Source organism: Stenotrophomonas sp. I18B00994, assembly GCF_014145825.1.
GTDB lineage: Bacteria > Pseudomonadota > Gammaproteobacteria > Xanthomonadales > Xanthomonadaceae > Stenotrophomonas > Stenotrophomonas maltophilia.
The window spans coordinates 42339-62128 of sequence record NZ_JACIUW010000018.1 but is presented as its reverse complement, the minus strand read 5'-3'; the positions used below and the strand labels follow the sequence as shown (position 1 = coordinate 62128).

Below are 19790 nucleotides of genomic sequence, written 5' to 3'. Positions count from 1 at the left end.
CGAAGGCTCTGACCCCCGCTCCGCACAGGAAGCTCCAATGAGTTACGACATGATGGTGTTCGAGGCCAGCGCCGCGCCACGCGAGGCGGCAGCCTTCATCGCCTGGTTTGAGAAGCAGACGCAGTGGAACGAGCGCCACGAGTATGACGACCCGGCGGTCAGCAGCCCGGCGCTGCAGGCGTGGTTCGCGGAGATGGCGCAGGACTTCCCGCCGATGAACGGCCCATTGAGCAACGACGATGACGACCGTGCCGAGGTGACCGAGTACAGCATCGGCCGCGAGGTGATCTACGGCGCGTTTGCCTATTCGGTGGCCGAGCGCGCGCACGGCCGCGTGCAGGACCTGGCCGAGAAGCACGGCGTGGGCTTCTTCGACGTGAGTGCTGATGAAGCGGCGATCGTGTTCCCGGATGGGCTGGTGCTGATCGCGGAATAGGTGTGGCGGCAGGGCTGCGCCTTGCACCTGCCGAATCAACGGCAACGTCAAATGCGCGCTATCCGTGGTTGGCGGGGCGGGTCCGGCTGCGGGGGGCGCTGCAAGTCCCCCTTCGGGGCCCGGCCCAGCCCCTGGCGGCTGTGCGTTCGGGCGCTTGCGAAGCAGTGCTTCGCAAGCAAAGCGCCCTCACCCATGTAAGCTCGGTCGCCGCTTGCTCGTGTGCGCTGTCCTGCGCACACGGCAAGACCGGGGTTGGGCGTCCTGCCCAACCCGCCCGAGGCATGCCTCGGGCCCATGCGGCTCACGCCCCCTCAACCGGACCCACCCCGCCGTCGACAGTTTCCTGCGATCTGCCGGCACGGCGTTCTGCTCTGGTGGGTGTCGACCTTGGTCGACACGGTAGATCCACGGCATGCGTGGATGAACGTCGGAATGATCGAAGTACGCTGTTGTAAAGTCGAGCCATGCTCGACTGCTTCTGCCTGGCGATCAGGTGAAGGGGTCAGAGCCCGTTCCCGATGGGAACGGGATCCGACCCCGATTCAGAACAACTGGCCCTGCACCGTGGGCTGTTCGATGCGCGCCGGTGCTTCGGCCACCGCTTCCGCACCCAGCCGCCAGGCCAGGCCACCCAATCGGCTGGCGTGGCGTTTCAACGCGGCCTGCAGCACCTCTGCGCTGCCTGCCACATGCAGCACCTGGCGGGCGCGGGTCAGGCCGGTGTAGACCAGCTCGCGCGACAGCACGCGGCTGTCCTGGCGCGGCAGCTGCAACCACACTTCATCGAACTCCGAGCCCTGCGCCTTGTGCACGGTCATCGCAAAGGCGCTTTCGTGCGCGGGCAGTGCGGCCGGGTGGAAGGCGCGCGGCTGATCGACGCTGTCGCCAGGGAACCAGGCCACCATCGCGCCGCTGCCATCGCGCAGGCAGATGCCGATATCGCCGTTGAACAGGCGGTGCCGGTAGCTGTTCTCGGTGACCAGCAGCAGGCGGCCCTGGAAGTAGCCCGGGGTGTTGCCAGCCAGCAGCTGTTCGATGCGGCTGTTGAGCCCGCGCGCACCCTGCGGGCCTTCGCGCAACGCGGTCAGCACGCGCAGGCGCCCGGCCTGCTGCAAGGCAAGCACTGGATCGGCCGCGTCGGCCAGTGCACGCCAGTGGCCCAGCAGGTGCTCGCGCTGGCCACGCAATGGATCGGCCTCGCCTTCGTGGAAATGCACGCCTGCCAGCGACCCACCGCGCAGCAGCTGCAATGCGGTGCTGCTGTCGCCTTCGCGCACGGCATGCGCCAGCGGTGCCAGGTCCAGCGCATCGCTTTGCCGGTAACCACGTTGCAGCTGCACGCGGCGGCCGGCGAAGGCGCGCGGCGTGGCCCGCGGCTGCAACGTGGCCGGTGCCAACAGACCCTGCAGTGCCTGCGCATCATCGGCGCGGGTGCCGATGCCATCACCGCTGGCGCGCAGGATCGCGCTGAGCACATCACCGGCTTCGACCGAGGGCAACTGATCGGGGTCGCCAAGCAGGATCAGGCGGGTGCCGCTGGCGATCGCGTCGACCAGCTTGGCCATCATCGGCAGATCGATCATCGAGGCTTCGTCGACCACCACCACGTCCACCGGCAGCGGGTTGTCGGCGTGGTGGCGGAAGCGCGGCGAATCCGGGATCACGCCGAGCAGGCGATGCAGGGTGGTGCCGGTACTGGGCAATGCCGCGCATAGCGCCGGGTCCACGCCGTTCTCCTGCAGGCGCTGCACGGCCAGACGCAGGCTCTCGGCCATGCGCTCGGCGGCGCGTCCGGTAGGCGCGGCCAGCGCCACTTCGGGCAGCGGCTGGCCGGCATGCCGCGCCTGCGCCGCCAGCAGCAGCAACAGGCGCGCGATGGTGGTGGTCTTGCCGGTGCCGGGGCCGCCAGTCACCAGCGCCAGCGGATGGCGCAGGGTCACGCCGGCGGCACGGGCCTGGTGATCCTCGCTGCCCAGTGCCTGCGGGAACAGCTGCGCGAACAACGGTGCCAGCGCGGCCATGTCCGGTGCCGGCAGCGGATGCCGGCCGATGCGCTGCAGCCCGGCGGCCAACTGCCGTTCGTACTCGCGGTAGCGGCGCAGGTAGAGCAGGCCGTTCTCCAGCACCAGCGGCGCATCCTCGGCGATGGCGTCGGCCTGCTCGGGTATAGCCACCCAAGGCGATGCGCGCAGTTGTGCCAGCCAGTCCTGCGAGGCGGGCCACTCGGGCACCCCTTCCAGCAGGCGCTGCGGCTGCGCCGGATCGAAGCCGGCGTGGCCCTGCGCCACCGCCAGCGAGGCCAGCGCCGCCGCCAGCGCCACGCTCTCCGGCGTGTCGCCGCGCAGCCGCATCAGGCTGGTCGCCAACGCGTGGTCGAGGGTGCGCAGCAGGCCCTTCTGGTGCAGTTCCTTCAGCAGGCTCATGCGCCGGCCCCACGGGCACGTGCGGCCAGTTCGGCCTGGGCCTGTTCGCCACCGGCGAACAACGCATCCAGTGCATCCACCAGCGCCAGCGGGAAACGGTCCACATGCACGCCGTTGCCGGTGCCATCGAGGCCGCGGCAGAACAGGTAGCGGATGCCGCCCATGTCACGCTCGTAGTCGTAGGCCGCGCCCAGGCGGAAGCGCAGCCAGCGATGCAGCGCCACGGTATAGATCAGCGCCTGCAGGTCGTACTCGCTGTGGCGCATGGCGATGGCCAGCAGGTCCTGGCTGTAGCCGGGCAGACGATTGGATTTGTAGTCGAGCACGTACCAGCGCCCGTCGCGCACGTAGGTCAGGTCGATCATGCCGGTCATCAGCCCTTCCAGGCGGCGGCGCTGGCCGAAGCCTCGACGACCACTGGAAACACCGTGGGCATGCAGCACCTGCAGCAGCGCAGGCACCGTGGTCGGCTCGATGGCGAAATGGAAGTCGATTTCCGCGCGCCGCTCGCCTTCGCCCAGGCTGTAAAGGGCGCCGCCTTCGGGCAGCGGCACGGTGAGCGTGTGGCCGACCAGCGGCACCAGCACGGCCACGCCATCGTCCAGGTCGACGTCGGCATAGCCTTCGTCATGCAGCGCCTTGCGTAGCACCTCGGCCTGTCCCTCGGGCGCCTCCCGGCCCGGCTGCCAGTCACCCCAGGCAGCGAAGTCGACGTTCTCCATCGCCTCGTGCAGCACGTTGCCGAAGCGGCTGCCCATGAAGCGCGGGTCGATCGGCGCGCTGTCTTCGACGACGGCGGTGGGTTCGGGCAGCGCCGGTTCCAGCGGCAGCTCCGGGCCGGCCGGTTCATCGGCGGCCGGTGCCGGCAGCTCGGTGGCGGCGGCTTCAATATCACTGCCAGCGCCCGCATCGGCATGCGCCAGCTGGGTGAAGCTGTACACCCACCAGTCATGCGGCACGCGCCGGGTCAGTGCACGTACCGCCGGCAGGTCACCTTCCATTTCGGCCGCCAGCTGCGGCAGCGAGGCTGGTGCCTCGCTGTCATCAATATGCACATCGGCATGCGCGCGCAGCGCCTGCAGGTCACCCAGCAGTGGCGCCAGACGCGTCCTGCCGAGCCCGGCCAGATCACCCACGGCGATCCACAGCGCATGCTCGGCGCGGGTCAGTCCTACATAGAGCAGGCGCGCATCCTCGGCACGCTGCTCGCGCTCACGCTGCGCGTTGGCCGCTTCCCAGGCCTCGTCCTTGTCCAGCTTCCAGTGCAGCTGGCGCTGGCCCCCAAAGTGCACGGTGCAGTGCGAGGCGGTGTTCGGCGCGCCGCCGTCGATGCCGACGAAGGGCAGGAACACCAGCGGATACTCCAGGCCCTTGCTCTTGTGCAGGGTGATGATCTGCACGCGGCGCGCATCCGACTCCAGGCGCAGGAGCTGCTGCTCGTCATCCCGGTCGGCACTGGCCATCTGCCCCTGCAGCCAGTCCAGCAGGCCATGCATGCCCAGCGCCTGCGCCGAGGCCTCCTGCAGCAGTTCACCCAGCTGCAGGTAATTGGTCAGGCGGCGCTCGCCATCGATCAGCGCCAGCAGGCGTTCACCCTGTGCGGCACAGACATCGGCAATCACTGCGAACGGTCCGCCGCGCTGCCAGCGCTCGCGCCAATGCAGCAGCTGTGCCTGGAACCCTCGTTGCAGGTCACCTTCGCGTTCCATCGCTGCGATCGCGCTGGCCCGCTGGCCAAGCAGCACGGTGGCCAGCGCTGCACGCAGGCGGCCTTCGTCGGCCGGTTGCAGCAGTGCCAGCAGCAGCGCACGAAGGTCGCGGGCTTCAGCAGTGGCGAACAGGCTCTGCTTGCCGGCCGCCACTGCGGGAATGCCGACCGCGGCCAGCGCACGCTGTACCAGAGTGGCCTCGCGATGCGAGCGCACCAGCACCGCGATATCACCGGGCTGCACCGGTCGCCCACGCAACACGGCATTGCCCGCGCGCGCATCGACCAGGATCTGGTGAATCGCGGCGACGCAGGCCTGGGTCGCCGCATCGCGCGAGGCATCGGCGCTCATCGCCTTGTCACCGCTACTGCGCAGCACGCGCAGGGTGAGTGCCTTGGCGGCCTGGCCGGCGCGCAGGTAGTCCGCATCGCTGCGCACGCCACCGGGCCGCACCGGCTCGAACCGGATGTCGCGTTCCAGGAAGGCGTCTTCGCCACCGTTGTCGTACAGCGCCTGCAACGCGCGCAACACAGACGGTCGCGAGCGGAAGTTCTGGTCCAGCACCGGCGCCTGCTGCGCCACCTGCTTGGCCTTCAGGTAGGTGTGGATGTCGCCACCGCGGAAACCGTAGATCGCCTGCTTGGGGTCGCCGATCAGGAACAGCGCCGGCGTCAGGCCGAGTTCGCGCACCTCCGGCGAATCTCCGAACACGGTGTGGAAGATGCCCCACTGGCGATCGTCGGTGTCCTGGAACTCATCGACCAGCGCGATGCGGTACTGCGCACGCAGTTGCCTGACCAGCGTCAGCCGCTGCGGGCCTTCCAGGGCGAGCGCTACGCCATCAATCAGATCGTCGTAGGTCTGTACCCGGCGCGTACGCTTCAGCGCCTGCAGGCGCTGCGTGGCTTCGGCGCGAAGCGTGTGCAGGAAATCCAGCGCGGTGCCACGCAGCCAGGCATCGCGTTCGGCCAGCAGCGCAACATAGCGCGCCAACGGCGCCTGCAATGGCGACGACGGCGTGCGATCAGGGAATTTCTTGTTGGTCTTGTCGGACAGCACCTCCGGCAGCAGTGCCGGCAGGCGATCGCTGGCCAGCAGCTCGCGCGGGTCGGCGCGCTCGGCCCAGGCCAGCAGCTGCCGGCCCAGCGGGTGCAGCCAGCCCAGCTTGTATGACACGCCGTTGAGCCACTTGTTGTCGACGGCATCGCAGAGGTCGATGAAGAACTGCTCGCCATGCTCGCGCACGCTTGCGGACAGGGCTTCCGCCGCGCTCTGCAATGCCGGGCGTGGATCGGCCAGCGCCGCCGGCCGTGGCAGCGGATGCAGCGGCGGCGTGCCCAGCAGCGCGCGCAGATCGGCGGCCAGCGCGTCGGGGTTGGACCACAGCCAGGTCAGCGGCTCCAGCGTGGCCGGGTCGTTGGCATGTACGCGCCACAGATCGGCCGCGAGCTCCTCCAGCAGTTCACGGTCGCTGGCCAGCAGTTCCGGCGGATCAAAGGTGTGGCCGCTTTCCAGCGCATGCTCGCGCAGCACGCGGGTACAGAAACCATGAATGGTGAAGATGGACGCCAGATCGATCTCGTCTGCGGCCACCTGCAGGCGGCGTTTCAGTGCGGCGGCGCTCTCGGTGCCGCCCCGCAGATGGCGCTGCAGCACGCCACGCGTCAATCGTACCTCCGGTGCTTCACCGTCGGCCGCTTCCAGGTCGACCAGGCGCGCGGCCAGCGCCAGGCGCTCGCGGATGCGCTTGCGCAGTTCCTGGGTGGCGGCATCGGTGAAGGTCACCGCCAGGATCTGGCCGATGCGCAGGCCCTGCTCCACCACCAGGCGGGTGAACAACGTGGCCAGGGTGAAGGTCTTGCCGGTGCCGGCGCTGGCTTCGATCAGCCGGATGCCCTCCAGCGGCAGCGCCAGATAGGGATCGCGGCTGAGGGATTCGTGGCCGTCTTCGGCGATGGCGGTGTTCATGCGTTGCCCTCCTGGCGTGCTTCGGTGCCGAGAGCGCGGCCTTCGCGCACCGCGCTGAAGACCAGCTGGCTGTTGCGCAGCAGGTCAGCGTAGCCGGCATCGGTAGCGAACGGGTCGGCACCCCGCAGCAGCAGCTGCCAGGCGTCGCTGCTGGATTCACCCCAGCTGCGGTCGCTGCCGTGCCACTGCTTCCAGCCTTCGCTGCGCTGCTTTTCTGCTGGCGCGTTGTACAGCACCCAGCCGGTGTACGGGGCAAAGCGCAGCGGCTCGCGCAGGCCACGCTGGCGCAGCTGCAGCAGCGCACGCAGCGCCGCACGTGCAGCGGGAACGCTCAGTGTCGGCAGTACATGCGGGCCGGGACCGGCGTCGCCGCCATCATGGAACTGCACAAGCGGCAGCGCGTCGCCCGCCGCGTTCGCCAGCAGCCAGTCCAGGCCGTGGCGGATCACTGCATTGCCATTGAGCGTGCCGGCACGCAGGCGCACCAGCCCTTCCGGATGCCGATCGGCCACGCGGCCATGCAGGCGCACGCCATCGATGTCCACTTCGTAGCGACGGCTTTCCAGTGGTTCGCCCTGCATCCAGCCCAGCAGCGCACTGGCATACGGGCGTGTCTTCAACTGCTCCACCTCGAACTGACGCTCGCCCAATGGACCCGACGGCAGCAGGCCACGCGCGCGCAGCCGCGGGTACAACGGCTCGGTATCGCCGCTGAGCGTGGCGCGCACTACCGCCGCCTGCACGCTGCGCTTTTCCGGCCCGCGCGAGGACAGCACCAGCGGTTCCAGGTCATCCACCTCCTCGACCTCGTCGGCCAGGCGCAGGCCCAGCGACTGTGCGAGGAACTGCCCGGCCGGGTCGCACAGGAAGCGGCGCAGGGTATCGAGCGCGACCTCGTTTTCCACCGCATCGTCGGCCGGCGGCGGCAACGGTGCATCGAACCACGGCTGCAGGCCACCGCGCTGGCCGGTGAGGCGACCGGCGGCCGGATGCCACTGGCGGCGATAGCTGAAGCGACGCGGATCGCCATCGCCAAACGCCGCCGGTGAGAACGGCTGCAGGGCGTGGCGCACGGTGAAGTCGCGGACCGCCGTAGGCGGATCGAGGTGATACGCGGCGGCGGCATCGATCAGTTCGCTGACCAGCACCGACGGCTCGCGCGCGCTGCCATCGCGCGGATCGGCGCCGAGATAGCTGAGATAGAACACCTCCTGCGCGGCGGCGAACAGCTGCAGGAACAGGAAGCGGTCATCCTCGCGGGTGGAGCGGTCGCCCGGACGGCGGCGCGGCGTATCCAGCTCGGCGGTGAGTTGGTTGAGACCGGCAGCGGGGTCACGGCGCGGGAAATCGCCATCATTGAGGCCGAGCACGCAGATCACCCGGAACGGCAGCAGGCGCATCGGCACCATGCGGCCGAAACTGATGCCACCGGTCAGCAGCGGTGCGCGCGTATCGGCCTCGCCCAGCGCGCCGGCGAAGTGCGCGCGCACCACCTCCGGCGGCACGCCTTCCTCGAAGCCGGCCTTGGCGGCATCTTCGGCGAACTGGTTGAGCAGCTTGCGCAGGCGCTCCAGCGCGCGCTGGCTGTTGGGGGAACTGGGCGCGGTGGGCAGCAGTGCATCCAGCAGCGACAGCAGGCGTTGCCGCCACTGCGCCGGGGTCAGCAGCTCGCCCAGTCGGCGCTGGTAGATGGCCAGCACGCGCAGCAGGCGCAGCAGCCGGTCCAGCGCGTCCAGCGCGCCGCCTTCCAGTTCGATCCACGGCGCCACGCCGGCCAGGTCGGCCTCGCTGCCGGTGGCATGGCCGAGTACCAGGCGATCCAGCGCGAACTGCCAGGTGTAGGCGTCGTCGGCCGGTGCCTGGTGCTGGTTGCGGTGTTTCGCATCCAGGCCCCAGCGTGCACCGGCCTGTTGCAGCCAGCCATGCAGGCGGTCGAAGTCCACCGCTTCCAGCCCGGCCGCCTCGGCCAGCGGCGCGCTGGCCAGCAGGTCCAGCACTTCGTTCAAGCCAAAGCGCGAGACCGGCAGGCCCAGCAGGTGCACGAACACATCGGCCAACGGCTCGCCGGCCAGCGGACTGCTGTCGGCCAGCGCATACGGAATGTGTTCCTCCTCGCCGCCGCGACCGCCGAACACCGCTTCCAGGTACGGCACATAGGGATCGATGTCCGGCGCCAGCACCGCGATCTCGCGCGCCTGCAGCGGCGGGTCGAAGCGCGGGTCCTGCAGCAGGCTGCGCAGCTGGTCGTGCAGCACCTGCAGCTCGCGCAGGCGGGTATGGCAGGCATGCACCTGCAGGCTGGGGTCGTCGCTGCGCAGGCCGTCGCGCAGCTCGCCCGAGGGCAGCGCGCGGCGGTGGAACAGGTCACGCTGCAGGCGATGCAGCAGGCTGTCGGACAGGCCGCCTTCGTCCAGGGTCGGGCGGGTGTCCTCCTCCGGATCGGAATAGGCAGCGATTTCGCCGGCCGGATGCACCACCTCGTAACTGCCCAGCACCGCCATGAAGTCGCGCCCGGCCGCACCCCAGGCTTCCAGCAGGCGGTTCTCGCCGGCCGCTTCGCCGAAGGGGTCCGGTGCGCCGCTGCGCAGGCGTTCGGCCAGCGTCTGCAGGTCGCCCCAGTACGACTGCACCGGGGTAGGCATATAGAAATGCAGCTCGCCCACCCGCGCCTGGGTGGCCATCACCCGCAGCACGTCGGGCGAGATGTTGAGCGTTGCGAACGCAGACATGCGCGGTGGCAAGCCCTTCGGCAGCGGTTGGCCGGCCCCTTCGAAACGGTCCAGGTATTCCTGGATGCGGCGCGCGCGGTAGTCGTGGCCTTGGGTGATGGTGCGCCACAGGATCGCCTGCGGGTCGGCAGGATCGGCACCGGCTGCCCAGCGCAGCAGCCAGTCACGGCGCCACGCCTGGTACTTCTCGAATACCGAGGCCAGCTCGCCGGCCAGCGCCCAGGGTTTCAATGCGTCACCGCCGGCAAGATAGGACTGCAGCGCACGCATCGGTGGCTGCGCCAGCAATGTCGGGTCGCGCAGGGCCTGGTACAGCTTCCAATGCAGGCCGGCCGCGTCCAGATCGTCCTGCTCGCCGCTGACGTTGGCCTTCAGCGCGCGGGCCACGAACTCGCCCGGGGTGAGGAATTCGAGGTTGGCGGCGACACCGAATTCGGCGGCCAGTGTCGCTTGCAGCCAGCGGCGCATCGCCACCTGCGGGATCAACACCACTTCCGGCGCCAGCAACGGCTGGCCTGGCACCGGCGCACGCACGTTGCGCGCCAGCAGCGCGGCCAGCACGTCCAGCGAGTTGGAATGGTAGAGGCGGAAATCGCTGCCTGGGTCACTCATCATGCACAGTGTGCAGGACGGCAGGCAGTATTCAATGGTCGGCCCATCGACGGTACGGATTGTTCCGGGCTGCCGGCCGATTGTCCCGGCCTGCGCCACGCCCTGCCGTGCAACAATACTGGACCGTCCAGTCTGCTTATGTTCAGCCGGCTGGCCCGATCCTTCGATGTCTAAAAAACGTTAATGGTGCCCATGTCGGCTTCCACCTCCAGTCTGGTGCAGTTGTCCAACGTCCGCATCGACCGGAGCGGACGCACGATCCTGCGTGACGTGTCGCTGCAGGTGCCGCAGGGCAGCATCACCGCCGTGCTCGGACCCTCCGGCAGCGGCAAATCGACCCTGCTGGCGGCGCTGACCGGCGAACTGCGACCGGTGGCCGGCGACGTCACCCTGTTCGGCAAGTCGATCCCGCATGACAGCAGCGCGCTGCTGGAGATGCGCAAGAGCGTGGGCGTGCTGCTGCAGGGCAATGGTCTGCTGACCGACCTCACCGTGGCCGAGAACGTCGCCCTGCCGCTGCGTACGCATACCCGCCTGCCGGCCGCCGTGCTGCGCCGGTTGGTGGAGATGAAGCTGCATGCGGTGGGCCTGCTGGCCGCCGCCGACGTCTGGCCGCGCGAACTGTCCGGCGGCATGGCGCGCCGCGTGGCGCTGGCCCGTGCGCTGGCGCTGGACCCGCCGCTGATGATCTACGACGAGCCGCTGACCGGGCTGGACCCGATCGCCTCCGGGGTGATCATGAGCCTGATCCAGCGCCTCAACCACAGCCTGGGCCTGACCAGCATCATCGTCAGCCACCACGTGCACGAGACCCTGCCGATCTGCGACCAGGTGATCGCCATCGCCAATGGCGGCGTCGTGTTCCAGGGGACGCCCGAGGCACTGCAGTCCAGCCAGGATCCGCTGCTACGGCAGTTCCTGCATGGCCAGCCGGATGGCCCGATTCCGTTCGATGCCGCGCCACGCGCGAGGGTTGCCTGATGCCGTTCGTCCAAGCCACCCGCTCGCTGGGCCGCGCCGGGCTGTTCTCGCTGACCGTGCTGCGCGGTTCCCTGCCGACCCGTGATTTCCTGGCCGAGCTGACCCGCGAGATCTACAAGATCGGCGCGCGCTCGCTGCCGATCATCGCCGTCGGTGGCGCCTTCGTCGGCCTGGTGCTGACCCTGCAGGGCTACCGCACGCTGACCACCTTCGGCGCGGCCGACGCGTTGTCGACCCTGCTTGGCCTGTCGCTGTACCGCGAACTGGCGCCTGTGCTGACCGCGCTGCTGTTCATCGGCCGCGCCGGCAGTTCGATCGCCGCCGAGCTGGGCCTGATGCGCGCCACCGACCAGATCAAGGCGCTGGAGCTGATGGCGATCGACCCGGTGGCCAAGGCCGTGGCGCCACGCTTCTGGGCGGCGGTGCTGACCGTGCCGCTGCTGACCGGCATCTTCTGCTCGCTGGCGATCAGTGCCAGCTACTTCGAGGCCGTGCACGTGCTGGGCCTGGACAATGGCGTGTTCTGGTCGGCGCTGCGCAACAGCGTCGATTTCTGGGATGACTTCGGCGTGGCGATGCTGAAGTCGGCGATCTTCGGCGGCACCGCCGCGCTGGTCGCCGCCTATGTTGGTTTCCATGCCGAGCCGACCATCGAAGGCACGTCGGTGGCGACCACCCGTGCAGTGGTCAACGCTTCGCTGCTGGTGCTGATGTTCAACTTCGTTCTGTCGGCAATGTTGTTCACCTAACCCCTCCACCGGCGGTGCGCAGGCGCGCGCGGCCACCACGACTCGATCAGGTAATCCACATGGCCATCCGCGGTCCCAGACTCGAATTCTCCGTCGGCGCTTTCCTGCTGCTGGCCCTGGCCTCGCTGATGGTGCTGGCGGTGGCCTCGACCAACCAGCGCTGGAGCTGGGGCAGCCAGGGCTACGAGCTGAAGGCGCGCTTCTCCCAGGTCGGCCAGCTGCGCAAGCAGGCGCCGGTGAAGATCGGCGGCGTCACCGTCGGCCAGGTCGCCTCCATCGACCTGGACCCGGTGAAGTTCGAATCGATCGTGACCCTGCGCATGGACAGCAAGGTCAAGGACCTGCCGGCGGACACCTCGGCCGGCATCTTCACCAGTGGTTTGCTCGGCGAGAGCTATATCGGACTGCAGCCGGGCGGTGATCCGGACGTGCTGAAGGCCGGCGACGAAATTGTCTTCACCCAGCCGGCGGTTGACCTGATCCAGCTGGTCGGCAAGTACATGTTCAGTGGCGGTGCCGGTGGCGGCGCTGCTCAGAAGCCCAACGATGGCGCGCAGGCGCCTGCAACGGAACCGCAACCATGAAGATGAAACTGATCCCGGCCCTGCTCGCCTCGGCGCTGCTGGCGGCCACTCCGTTCCTCGCCCAGGCCCAGGCCGCCGCCCCCGCCGCTGCCGCGGCGCAGGGCCAGGCCGGCAAGGTGGTGATCGATGCCAGCACGCGCATCCTCACCACCCTGCAGCAGCGCAGGAGCGAATTCGGCAGCAACCCGGCCAGCCTGCGCAACTACATCGACAGCGAACTGAACCGCACCTTCGACCGCGACTATGCCGCGCGCCTGGTGCTGGGCCCGCACGCCCGTGGTGCCTCGGATGCCGACATCAAGCTGTTCGCCGATGCCATGGCCGACAGCCTCATGCAGCGCTACGGTTCGACCCTGCTCAACATCCAGGGCAAGCCGAGCTTCCGCCTGAAGGGTGAAAGCCCCCTGCCGGGCAACCGCGGCGTGCGCGTGAGCACCGAGCTGGTGCGTGCCGGCAGCGAGCCGACCCCGGTCGAGTACTGGATGCGCAACGTGAACGGCCAGTGGAAGATCTTCGACGTCAACATCGAAGGCATCTCCTACGTGCAGACGTTCCGCAACCAGTTCGACACCCCGCTGCGCCAGAAGGGCATCAAGCAGGTGGCCAGCGAGCTGCACAGCGGCAGCATGCAGGCCGGGCCCGCGGGCAATGGCAAGTAACGCACTGGCACTGCTGGAAGGCGACACCCTGCGCCTGCGCGGGGTGCTCGACCGCGCTGCGGTGATCGCGCTATGGCCGCAGCTGCAGGCCCTGCCGGCAAAGCTGGCACGGCTGGATCTGGCTGAGGTCGAACGCGTGGACAGCGCCGGCCTGGCCCTGCTGGCCGAGCTGGCGGCACGTGCGCGCAAGGCCGGCCATCCGCTGGTGATCGCCGGCGCGCCGGCTGGCTACAACGAACTGAGCGCGGCCTACCGGCTGTCGCCCAACCTGGATTTCAACGCTACTTCTGCTGCGAGCTGACATGAACGTCGTGCGCACTCTCCCCCTGATCGTCCTGGCCACCGCCCTCACCGCCTGTGCCGGCAAGCCCGCGCGCAGCGATGCACCGGCAGCCAGCACCGTGGTCCCGGCCAGTTCTTCCACCTCGCCCGCCGTCGCGGCCACCGATGCCGGCACGGCTGACGCTGCTCCGGTCGCGCCGGTGGCCAATCCGCCGGCTGCTGCCGCATCGTCGCCGGCTGCGCCCACCGACAGCGGCGACGGCAGCGCGGCGAAGACCTCAGCCGCCACCGCGCCCGGTGGCGATGACGACTTCGATGCCCTCTATGGCGGTGCCGGCAACACCACCAACGCAGCGGCCTACGATCCGTGGGAACCATTCAACCGCAAGGTGCACAAGTTCAACAACGCGGTCGACCGCGGCGTCGCGCGTCCGCTGGCCACCGCCTATACCCACGTGGTGCCGCGCTTCGCCCGCACTGGCGTCAGCAACTTCTTCAGCAACCTGCGCGCGCCGGTGACCATCACCAACCAGCTGCTGCAGGGCCGCGGTGCCGATGCATGGGACAGCCTCGGCCGCTTCCTGATGAACAGCACGCTGGGCATCGGTGGCCTGTTCGATCCGGCCAGCAAGGCGATGGTACCGCGCCGCAATGAGGACTTCGGCCAGACCCTGGGTGCCTGGGGCTGGCGTCGTTCACGCTACGTGGAACTGCCGTTCTTCGGCCCGCGTACCGTGCGCGACGTGTTCGGCCTGGCCGGCGACATTCCGCTGTCGCCGATCCGCCGTATCGAAGAGGACAAGGTCCGCATCGGCCTGCAGGGCCTGCAGCTGGTCGATACCCGCGCGCAGCTGCTGGCGATCGACGACCTGCGTGACACTGCCGTGGACGAGTACTCGCTGGTGCGCGATGCATGGATGCAGCGTCGCAACTACCAGATCGAGAACGATCTGCGCAGCAAGCGCGAGCGTGGCCACGACGACGCCAATTCGCCGATCCCGGTCGATGCGATGCCGATGCCGCAGTGGACGCACTGAGTCCTGTCAGCGACGCATGAAAAACCCCGCCTCGGCGGGGTTTTTCTTTGGCGCCGTGGGTGGGGTCGGAGCCCTTTCCCGTGGAAAGGGATCCGACCCCGGCCGATCAGGCAGCCAGCGCGGCTTCGATGGCTTCGCGCAGGCGCGCGTCGTCAGCCGCCACGTCCGGGGCGAAGCGGGCGATGACCTTGCCGTCGCGGCCGACCAGGAACTTCTCGAAGTTCCACAGCACCGCCGGCGCGGCGTGGATCGGAATCTCCTTGCTGGCCAGGCGCTCGCGCAGCGGGCCTTCGCCGATCGACTGCGGCTGCGCAGCGGTCAGCTGCTGGTACAGCGGGTGGGTGTCGTCACCGGCCACGCTGATCTTGGAGAACATCGGGAAACTGACATCGTAGGTGAGCTGGCAGAACTGCTGGATCTCCGCTTCGCTGCCCGGCTCCTGGCCGAGGAAGTTGTTGGCCGGGAAGCCCAGCACTTCCAGGCCCTGTGCGTGCTTTTCCGCATACAGCGCCTGCAGGCCTTCGTACTGCGGGGTCAGGCCGCACTTGGAGGCGACGTTGACCAGCAGCAGTACCTTGCCCTGGTAGTCGGCAAGCGAGGACGGCTGGCCGTCGATGGTGGTGAGGGAAATGTCCTGGATCGAAGTGCTCACGCGGGGGCTCCGGCAACAGCGGGGAATGGCCCACCAGCATAGCGCCGCGCGATGTCGGTCGTGCCGGCCGCTGGCCGGCAATCGTGCGATCGTTCGCAAGGCTTCATGAGGCTGCCGGCCAGCGGCCGGCACTACGATCAGTCCACGCAGATCATGCCCTGCGCCTTGCCCTCATCAATGCGCTGGCGGCAGCCGAAGTTCTGGCGGGCATCGCGCTGGCAGGTGCCGGTGGCGGGGCCGCCAACCGCCACTTCGCCGCCGGCAAGGCACTGGCCTGTGCAGTCGCTCTTGCGGCTGCAGGCCTTGCCGGCATCGGCGTAGGGAATCACGCACTGTTCGCGCTGCAGCCGGCCCAGCCGCTGCAGGGTGCCGCCAGCGGCCTGGCAGTCCACATCGCGCGCTTCGCGGTAGGCCTCGGCCGCTTCGGGGCTGGTGGCTGCGGCAGGTGCCGCCGCCGGATTGGCAGCCGGCGGTGCGCTGCTGCAGGCGACAAGCAGCGTGGTCAGGATGAGACTGGTGCAGAGGCGCAGGCGCATGGCGTTACCTGATCCAGTAGGACAGGCCGCCAGCATACGCATCGACCATGCAGGCGGCGTGTCGACGTAGCTCAGGCTTCGTCGCCGTCGTCGCCTTCGTCCTCGGCCGTGGCATCAGCATCGGCCAGGCCGCCCAGCAGGGATTGCGCCTGCTCTGACGCCAGCGACTCCACGCCGCGCAGGCGCCGTTCGATGGTGCGCGTCTTGCGGCTGGCTTCGCCGATGCTGCGGCCGACCGTGGTGATCTGCTTCTCGGCCTTCTCGAGAATGCCGGCGAACTTGCCGAACTCGCTCTTCACCGCACCCAGCAGGCTCCACACCTCGCTGGAACGCTGCTCGATGGCCAGCGTGCGGAAGCCCATCTGCAGGCTGTTGAGCAGCGCGGTGACCGTGGTCGGTCCAGCCACCACCACGCGGTGCTCGCGCTGCAACAGGTCGACCAGGCCCGGGCGCCGGATCACTTCGGCATACAGGCCTTCGGTGGGCAGGAACATCACCGCGAAGTCGGTGGTGTGCGGCGGCGCGATGTACTTGTCGCAGATCGACTTGGCCTGCACGCGCACCGCGCGTTCAAGCTGGATGCCCTGCAGGCGCACGCCCTCGGCGTCACCCTGTTCCTGCGCGTCGAGCAGGCGCTCGTAGTCCTCGCGCGGGAACTTGGAGTCGATCGGCAGCCACACCGGCGTGTCGTCGCTGCTGCGACCCGGCAGGCGCACCGCGATATCGACCATCTCGCCACTGTCCGGGCGTACCTTCACTGCCCGCGCGTACTGTTCCTGGGTGAGCGTCTGTTCGAGGATGTTCTCCAGCTGTACTTCGCCCCAGCTGCCACGGTTCTTGACGTTGGTCAGCACACGCTTGAGATCGCCAACGCCGGTGGCCAGCTGCTGCATCTCGCCAAGACCGCGCTGCACCTGTTCCAGGCGCTCGGAAACCAGCTTGAAGGAGTTGCCCAGGCGTGTTTCCAGCGTCGACTGCAGCTTTTCGTCCACGGTGTGGCGCATCTGCTCCAGCTTCTGCGCATTGTCGTTCTGCAGCGCGCGCAGCTGCTCTTCCAGCGTGGCGCGCATCTCGGCGATGCGCTGTTCGTTGCGCTGGGTCAGTTCCTGCAGGCGCAGGCCAAGGCTTTCGGTCAGGCGCTGCTGCGACTGCGCACCTTCCTCACGACCCTTGCGCGCATCGTCCACCAGGGTCTGGCGCAGCGCGCCCAGCTGGGTGTCGGTACGCCCGGTGAGTTCCTGCAGCTGCTGGCCGAAGGCGTGGATGCGCGCTTCCTGCTGCTGGCCGAAGGTTTCCAGCTGGCCGCGCAGTTCCTGCAGGCGCTGCCCCATGAGTGCGGCGCCACGCTGCTGGCTCTCCGCCGCCTCGGCACGCGCCTTGCGGGCGTCCTCGCCCAGCGCCTCGCGCAGCAGGTCCAGGCGCTGGTCGGTGCGGGTGGACAGATCGGTCAGCGCGCGGGCAAAGCCATCGAGCTGTTCGCGCAGCTCGCTGCGCCCGGCGCGCGCCTCCTCACGCACCGCCTGTTCGAGGCGGTCGTGCGGCGGGCGGCGCAGCAGGGCGACCAGCTGCAGGATGAGCACGGCCAATAGAAGGCCGCCAATGAGCAGATATTCGGTTTGCATGGGGCAAGTGTAGGCTGGCGGAGTCTCAGCTGCTGCGCCAGAACCATGCTCGCTCTGTACGGAAAGCCCACCTCCATCAACGTGCGCAAGGTGCTGTGGCTGTGCGCGGGGCTGGATCTGCCCCTGCGCCACGAGCCTGCGCCACCCGCGGACCTGCTGGCCGCACTGAATCCGAACCGGCAGGTACCGGTGCTGCGAGATGGCGACTTCGTGCTGTGGGAGTCCAACAGCATCTGCCGCTACCTGGCCGCCCGCGCCGGCCGTGACGACCTGTTGCCCGCAGCAACGCAGGCCCGGGCCCGGGTGGAGCAGTGGATGGACTGGCAGGCCAGCGACCTCAACAGCGCCTGGCGCCATGTGTTCATGGCGCGCGTACGCCAGCATCCGGACTACCCGGACAATGCCCGCGCCGAGGCCAGCCTGGCGCAGTGGAACCGGTTGATGGGGGTGCTTGATGCACAGCTGGCCGCTTCCGACGGCTATGTGGCGGGCGACACCTTTACCCTCGCCGATATCGTGCTGGGGCTGTCGACCCAGCGCTGGCGCAGCACGCCCGGCCACAAGCCCGCGCTGCCACACCTCGCGGCGTGGTTCGAACGCCTGCGCCAGCAGCCCGGTTTCGCCGAACACGTCGACAATGGCGTGGCCTGAGGCAGGGGTCAGATCCCTTTCCCGGGGGAAAGGGATCTGACCCCAAGAGCGACCCCAAGGGCGCGGGAACGACCCGGCCTTACCAGCCTTCCAGCACGATCTTGCCCTTGGCGCGGTGACTCTCCAGCAGCGCATGCGCGCGCCGCAGGTTGGCCGCGTCGATGCGCCCGAAATGCTCGCCCAGGGTGGTCTGCAGCACGCCGGCATCGATCAGCTCGGCCACCCGGTTCAGCAGGTCGTGCTGGCGCTGCATGTCCGCGGTCTTGTACAGCGGGCGGGTGAACATCGACTCCCAGTGCAGTGACAGTGCCTTTCGCTTGAGCGCCATCACATCCACCTGGCCGGGGTCGTCGATCAGGCCGAACTGGCCCTGCGGCGCCAGCAGCTCCACGATCTGCGCGTAGTGCTGGTCGGAGTGGGTCAGGCTGGCCACGTGCTGCACCTCGCTGATGCCCAGCCGTGCCAGTCCCTCGGCCAGCGGCAGGCTGTGGTCGATCACGTGGTGCGCGCCCATCGCATACACCCAGTCCTGGGTGTCCGGGCGCGATGCGGTGCCGATCACCGTCAGTTTCGTCAGCTTCCGCGCCAGCTGCACCAGGATCGAACCGACACCGCCAGCAGCACCGATCACCAGCAGGGTCTGGCCTTCACCGCCGCCCTCGGGAATGCGCAGGCGGTCGAACAGCAGCTCCCAGGCCGTGATCGCGGTCAGCGGCAGCGCGGCGGCGGCCGCATCGCCGAGACTGGCCGGCTTGCGACCGACGCTGCGCTCGTCCACCAGCTGGTACTCGGCATTGCTGCCCGGGCGGTCGATCACGCCGGCGTAGTAAACCGCGTCGCCAGGCTGGAACAGGGTGACTTCGCTGCCCACCGCGTCGACGATGCCGACCGCATCCCAGCCCAGCACGCGCGGGCCGTCGGTGGCCACGCCGCGGCGGACTTTGGTGTCGACCGGGTTCACCGCCACCGCGCGCACCGCCACCCGCAGGTCGCGTGGGCCGGGCTGCGGCAGTTCCAGTTCGATATCGATCAGGGCCCGGATGTCGTCGATCGGCAGGCCGGCGTGGGTGTAGGCAATGGCGCGCATGGCAGCGGTCCAGTGGGGAAGGAGTGCACAGGTTGCGCCGCGCACGGTCGCTCAGAAAGGCGCAGAATCGGGCAGCACTTTCACTCCGGCAATGAAGATGATCCGCTTCGACGACCTGCAGTTGTTCGTCCGCACGGCCGCACTGGGCAGCTTCTCGCAGGCGGCCCGCGAGGCCGATCTGTTACCCGGCCAGGTCGCTGCAGCCGTGGCGCGGCTGGAACGCGAACTGGACCTGCGCCTGTTCGTGCGTACCACCCGCAGCCTGCGCCTGACCGGCGAGGGCGCGCTGTACCTGCCGTATGCGCAGGAGGTGCTGGCTACCCTGCGCGAAGGGCGGGCCCGCGTGCAGGGCGAGGACACCGAACTGCACGGCACGCTGCAGCTGTCTGCACCGTCGGACTTTGGTCGCAACCTGCTGCTGCCGTGGCTGACCGCGTTCCGAGCCGCGCATCCACGGCTGCGCCTGCACCTGCGGCTGTCCGATGAAGTGGCCGACGTGTTCCGCGATCCGGTCGATGTGGCGATCCGCATCGGCCACTTCGACGACGCCAGCTACGTGGCCCTGCCCCTGCTCGAAGGCAACCGTCGTGTGCTCGCGGCTTCGCCCGATTACCTGCAGCGACGGGGCACGCCGGTGCGCCTGGACGAACTGCGCGAGCACGATTGCCTGGTCTACCAGCTCAGTGGCCGTGCCTACGATCGCTGGTCGTTCGAGGTCGACGGGCGCCGCACCGTGATCCCGGTGCGCGGCCCGCTGGTCTGCGACGACGCCGACGTGGTGCGGCGCTGGGCGGTGGCCGGCGAAGGCATCACCTACAAGTCCTGGCTGGACCTGCGCGAGGACGTGCTGGCCGGGCGCCTGCAGCTGCTGCTCGACGGTGTTGGCAGCAGCATTCCGTTGCAGCTGGTATGCCCGCACCGCAAGCAGTTCTCGCCCGCGGTACGGCAACTGCACGCGCAGCTGCGCCAGCACCTGCAACCGCTGCTGTCTGGCATGCCAGATGGACTTCCCCGCCCCCTGTCGCCCACCCCGGTGCTGGCCGACAATGGCGGCCCCCCGTAAGAGAGAACAC

At 68.9% G+C, this 19790-nt stretch carries 15 protein-coding genes and 1 pseudogene; 9 read left to right on the top strand and 7 right to left on the bottom strand.

The window, feature by feature from the left end:
* Positions 1–37: 37 nt before the first annotated feature.
* Entirely contained in the window at positions 38–436 is a 399-nt protein-coding gene (locus tag H4O10_RS17325; protein ID WP_033834573.1) for a hypothetical protein, read from the top strand.
* Positions 437–978: 542 nt separating this feature from the next.
* Here the strand turns inward: H4O10_RS17325 and recD are convergent.
* The 3 genes from recD to recC are packed head-to-tail and all read right to left on the bottom strand — an operon-like array spanning position 979 to position 9880.
* Entirely contained in the window at positions 979–2859 is a 1881-nt protein-coding gene (recD, locus tag H4O10_RS17320) for an exodeoxyribonuclease V subunit alpha (RefSeq protein WP_049453528.1), read from the bottom strand.
* Entirely contained in the window at positions 2856–6536 is a 3681-nt protein-coding gene (gene recB, locus H4O10_RS17315; protein ID WP_049453526.1) for an exodeoxyribonuclease V subunit beta, read from the bottom strand. The genes recD and recB overlap by 4 nt, the downstream gene beginning before the upstream one ends.
* On the bottom strand, positions 6533–9880 hold the full coding sequence (gene recC / locus H4O10_RS17310) for an exodeoxyribonuclease V subunit gamma (protein WP_049453524.1): 3348 nt from the start codon (positions 9878–9880) through the stop codon (positions 6533–6535). The genes recB and recC overlap by 4 nt, the downstream gene beginning before the upstream one ends.
* Positions 9881–10069: 189 nt before the next feature.
* Here recC and H4O10_RS17305 point away from each other — a divergent pair, with 189 nt between their 5' ends.
* The 6 genes and pseudogenes from H4O10_RS17305 (at position 10070) to H4O10_RS17280 (ending at position 14169) form a co-directional block, all read left to right on the top strand.
* On the top strand, positions 10070–10858 hold the full coding sequence (locus H4O10_RS17305; protein ID WP_049453532.1) for an ATP-binding cassette domain-containing protein: 789 nt from the start codon (positions 10070–10072) through the stop codon (positions 10856–10858).
* Complete coding sequence (locus tag H4O10_RS17300) at positions 10858–11607, top strand: MlaE family lipid ABC transporter permease subunit (protein WP_005414955.1); 750 nt, start codon at positions 10858–10860, stop codon at positions 11605–11607. The genes H4O10_RS17305 and H4O10_RS17300 overlap by 1 nt, the downstream gene beginning before the upstream one ends.
* 59 nt (positions 11608–11666) lie before the next feature.
* Positions 11667–12131, top strand: a pseudogene (gene mlaD / locus H4O10_RS17295) (outer membrane lipid asymmetry maintenance protein MlaD); the annotation flags it as partial.
* Positions 12132–12187: 56 nt separating this feature from the next.
* The gene (locus H4O10_RS17290) at positions 12188–12850 is read left to right on the top strand and encodes an ABC transporter substrate-binding protein (RefSeq protein ID WP_005411707.1); all 663 of its coding nucleotides are present in this window, start codon (positions 12188–12190) and stop codon (positions 12848–12850) included.
* Positions 12840–13151, top strand: coding sequence for an STAS domain-containing protein (locus H4O10_RS17285; protein WP_033833548.1), 312 nt, complete (start codon positions 12840–12842; stop codon positions 13149–13151). The genes H4O10_RS17290 and H4O10_RS17285 overlap by 11 nt, the downstream gene beginning before the upstream one ends.
* A gap of 1 nt (position 13152) precedes the next feature.
* Positions 13153–14169, top strand: coding sequence for a VacJ family lipoprotein (locus H4O10_RS17280; protein WP_005414957.1), 1017 nt, complete (start codon positions 13153–13155; stop codon positions 14167–14169).
* A gap of 106 nt (positions 14170–14275) precedes the next feature.
* Here the strand turns inward: H4O10_RS17280 and H4O10_RS17275 are convergent, their stop codons facing one another.
* From H4O10_RS17275 to rmuC, 3 genes are all read right to left on the bottom strand, one after another.
* Positions 14276–14821: a glutathione peroxidase gene (locus tag H4O10_RS17275; RefSeq protein WP_005411710.1), complete on the bottom strand. Its 546-nt coding sequence runs from the start codon at positions 14819–14821 to the stop codon at positions 14276–14278.
* Positions 14822–14958: 137 nt separating this feature from the next.
* Positions 14959–15357 (bottom strand): hypothetical protein, encoded by a 399-nt coding sequence (locus tag H4O10_RS17270; RefSeq protein WP_033833550.1) that lies wholly within the window; start codon positions 15355–15357, stop codon positions 14959–14961.
* Positions 15358–15428: 71 nt separating this feature from the next.
* Positions 15429–16979 (bottom strand): DNA recombination protein RmuC, encoded by a 1551-nt coding sequence (gene rmuC, locus H4O10_RS17265; RefSeq protein WP_033833551.1) that lies wholly within the window; start codon positions 16977–16979, stop codon positions 15429–15431.
* Positions 16980–17024: 45 nt separating this feature from the next.
* Here rmuC and H4O10_RS17260 point away from each other — a divergent pair, with 45 nt between their 5' ends.
* Positions 17025–17630, top strand: a complete 606-nt coding sequence (locus H4O10_RS17260; protein ID WP_033833552.1) for a glutathione S-transferase N-terminal domain-containing protein — start codon at positions 17025–17027, stop codon at positions 17628–17630.
* Positions 17631–17709: 79 nt separating this feature from the next.
* Here the strand turns inward: H4O10_RS17260 and H4O10_RS17255 are convergent, their stop codons facing one another.
* Positions 17710–18717, bottom strand: coding sequence for a zinc-binding alcohol dehydrogenase family protein (locus H4O10_RS17255; protein ID WP_033833553.1), 1008 nt, complete (start codon positions 18715–18717; stop codon positions 17710–17712).
* Between the two features lie 91 nt (positions 18718–18808).
* Between H4O10_RS17255 and H4O10_RS17250 the strand changes: the two genes are divergently transcribed.
* On the top strand, positions 18809–19780 hold the full coding sequence (locus H4O10_RS17250; RefSeq protein WP_049453521.1) for a LysR family transcriptional regulator: 972 nt from the start codon (positions 18809–18811) through the stop codon (positions 19778–19780).
* Positions 19781–19790 lie beyond the last annotated feature (10 nt).

Coding starts and splice junctions, on each gene's coding strand:
- H4O10_RS17325 (WP_033834573.1), top strand. CDS start 38: ATGAGTTACGACATGATGGTGTTCGAGGCCAGCGCCGCGCCACGCGAG.
- recD (WP_049453528.1), bottom strand. CDS start 2,859: ATGAGCCTGCTGAAGGAACTGCACCAGAAGGGCCTGCTGCGCACCCTC.
- recB (WP_049453526.1), bottom strand. CDS start 6,536: ATGAACACCGCCATCGCCGAAGACGGCCACGAATCCCTCAGCCGCGAT.
- recC (WP_049453524.1), bottom strand. CDS start 9,880: ATGATGAGTGACCCAGGCAGCGATTTCCGCCTCTACCATTCCAACTCG.
- H4O10_RS17305 (WP_049453532.1), top strand. CDS start 10,070: ATGTCGGCTTCCACCTCCAGTCTGGTGCAGTTGTCCAACGTCCGCATC.
- H4O10_RS17300 (WP_005414955.1), top strand. CDS start 10,858: ATGCCGTTCGTCCAAGCCACCCGCTCGCTGGGCCGCGCCGGGCTGTTC.
- H4O10_RS17290 (WP_005411707.1), top strand. CDS start 12,188: ATGAAGATGAAACTGATCCCGGCCCTGCTCGCCTCGGCGCTGCTGGCG.
- H4O10_RS17285 (WP_033833548.1), top strand. CDS start 12,840: ATGGCAAGTAACGCACTGGCACTGCTGGAAGGCGACACCCTGCGCCTG.
- H4O10_RS17280 (WP_005414957.1), top strand. CDS start 13,153: ATGAACGTCGTGCGCACTCTCCCCCTGATCGTCCTGGCCACCGCCCTC.
- H4O10_RS17270 (WP_033833550.1), bottom strand. CDS start 15,357: ATGCGCCTGCGCCTCTGCACCAGTCTCATCCTGACCACGCTGCTTGTC.
- rmuC (WP_033833551.1), bottom strand. CDS start 16,979: ATGCAAACCGAATATCTGCTCATTGGCGGCCTTCTATTGGCCGTGCTC.
- H4O10_RS17260 (WP_033833552.1), top strand. CDS start 17,025: ATGCTCGCTCTGTACGGAAAGCCCACCTCCATCAACGTGCGCAAGGTG.
- H4O10_RS17255 (WP_033833553.1), bottom strand. CDS start 18,717: ATGCGCGCCATTGCCTACACCCACGCCGGCCTGCCGATCGACGACATC.
- H4O10_RS17250 (WP_049453521.1), top strand. CDS start 18,809: ATGAAGATGATCCGCTTCGACGACCTGCAGTTGTTCGTCCGCACGGCC.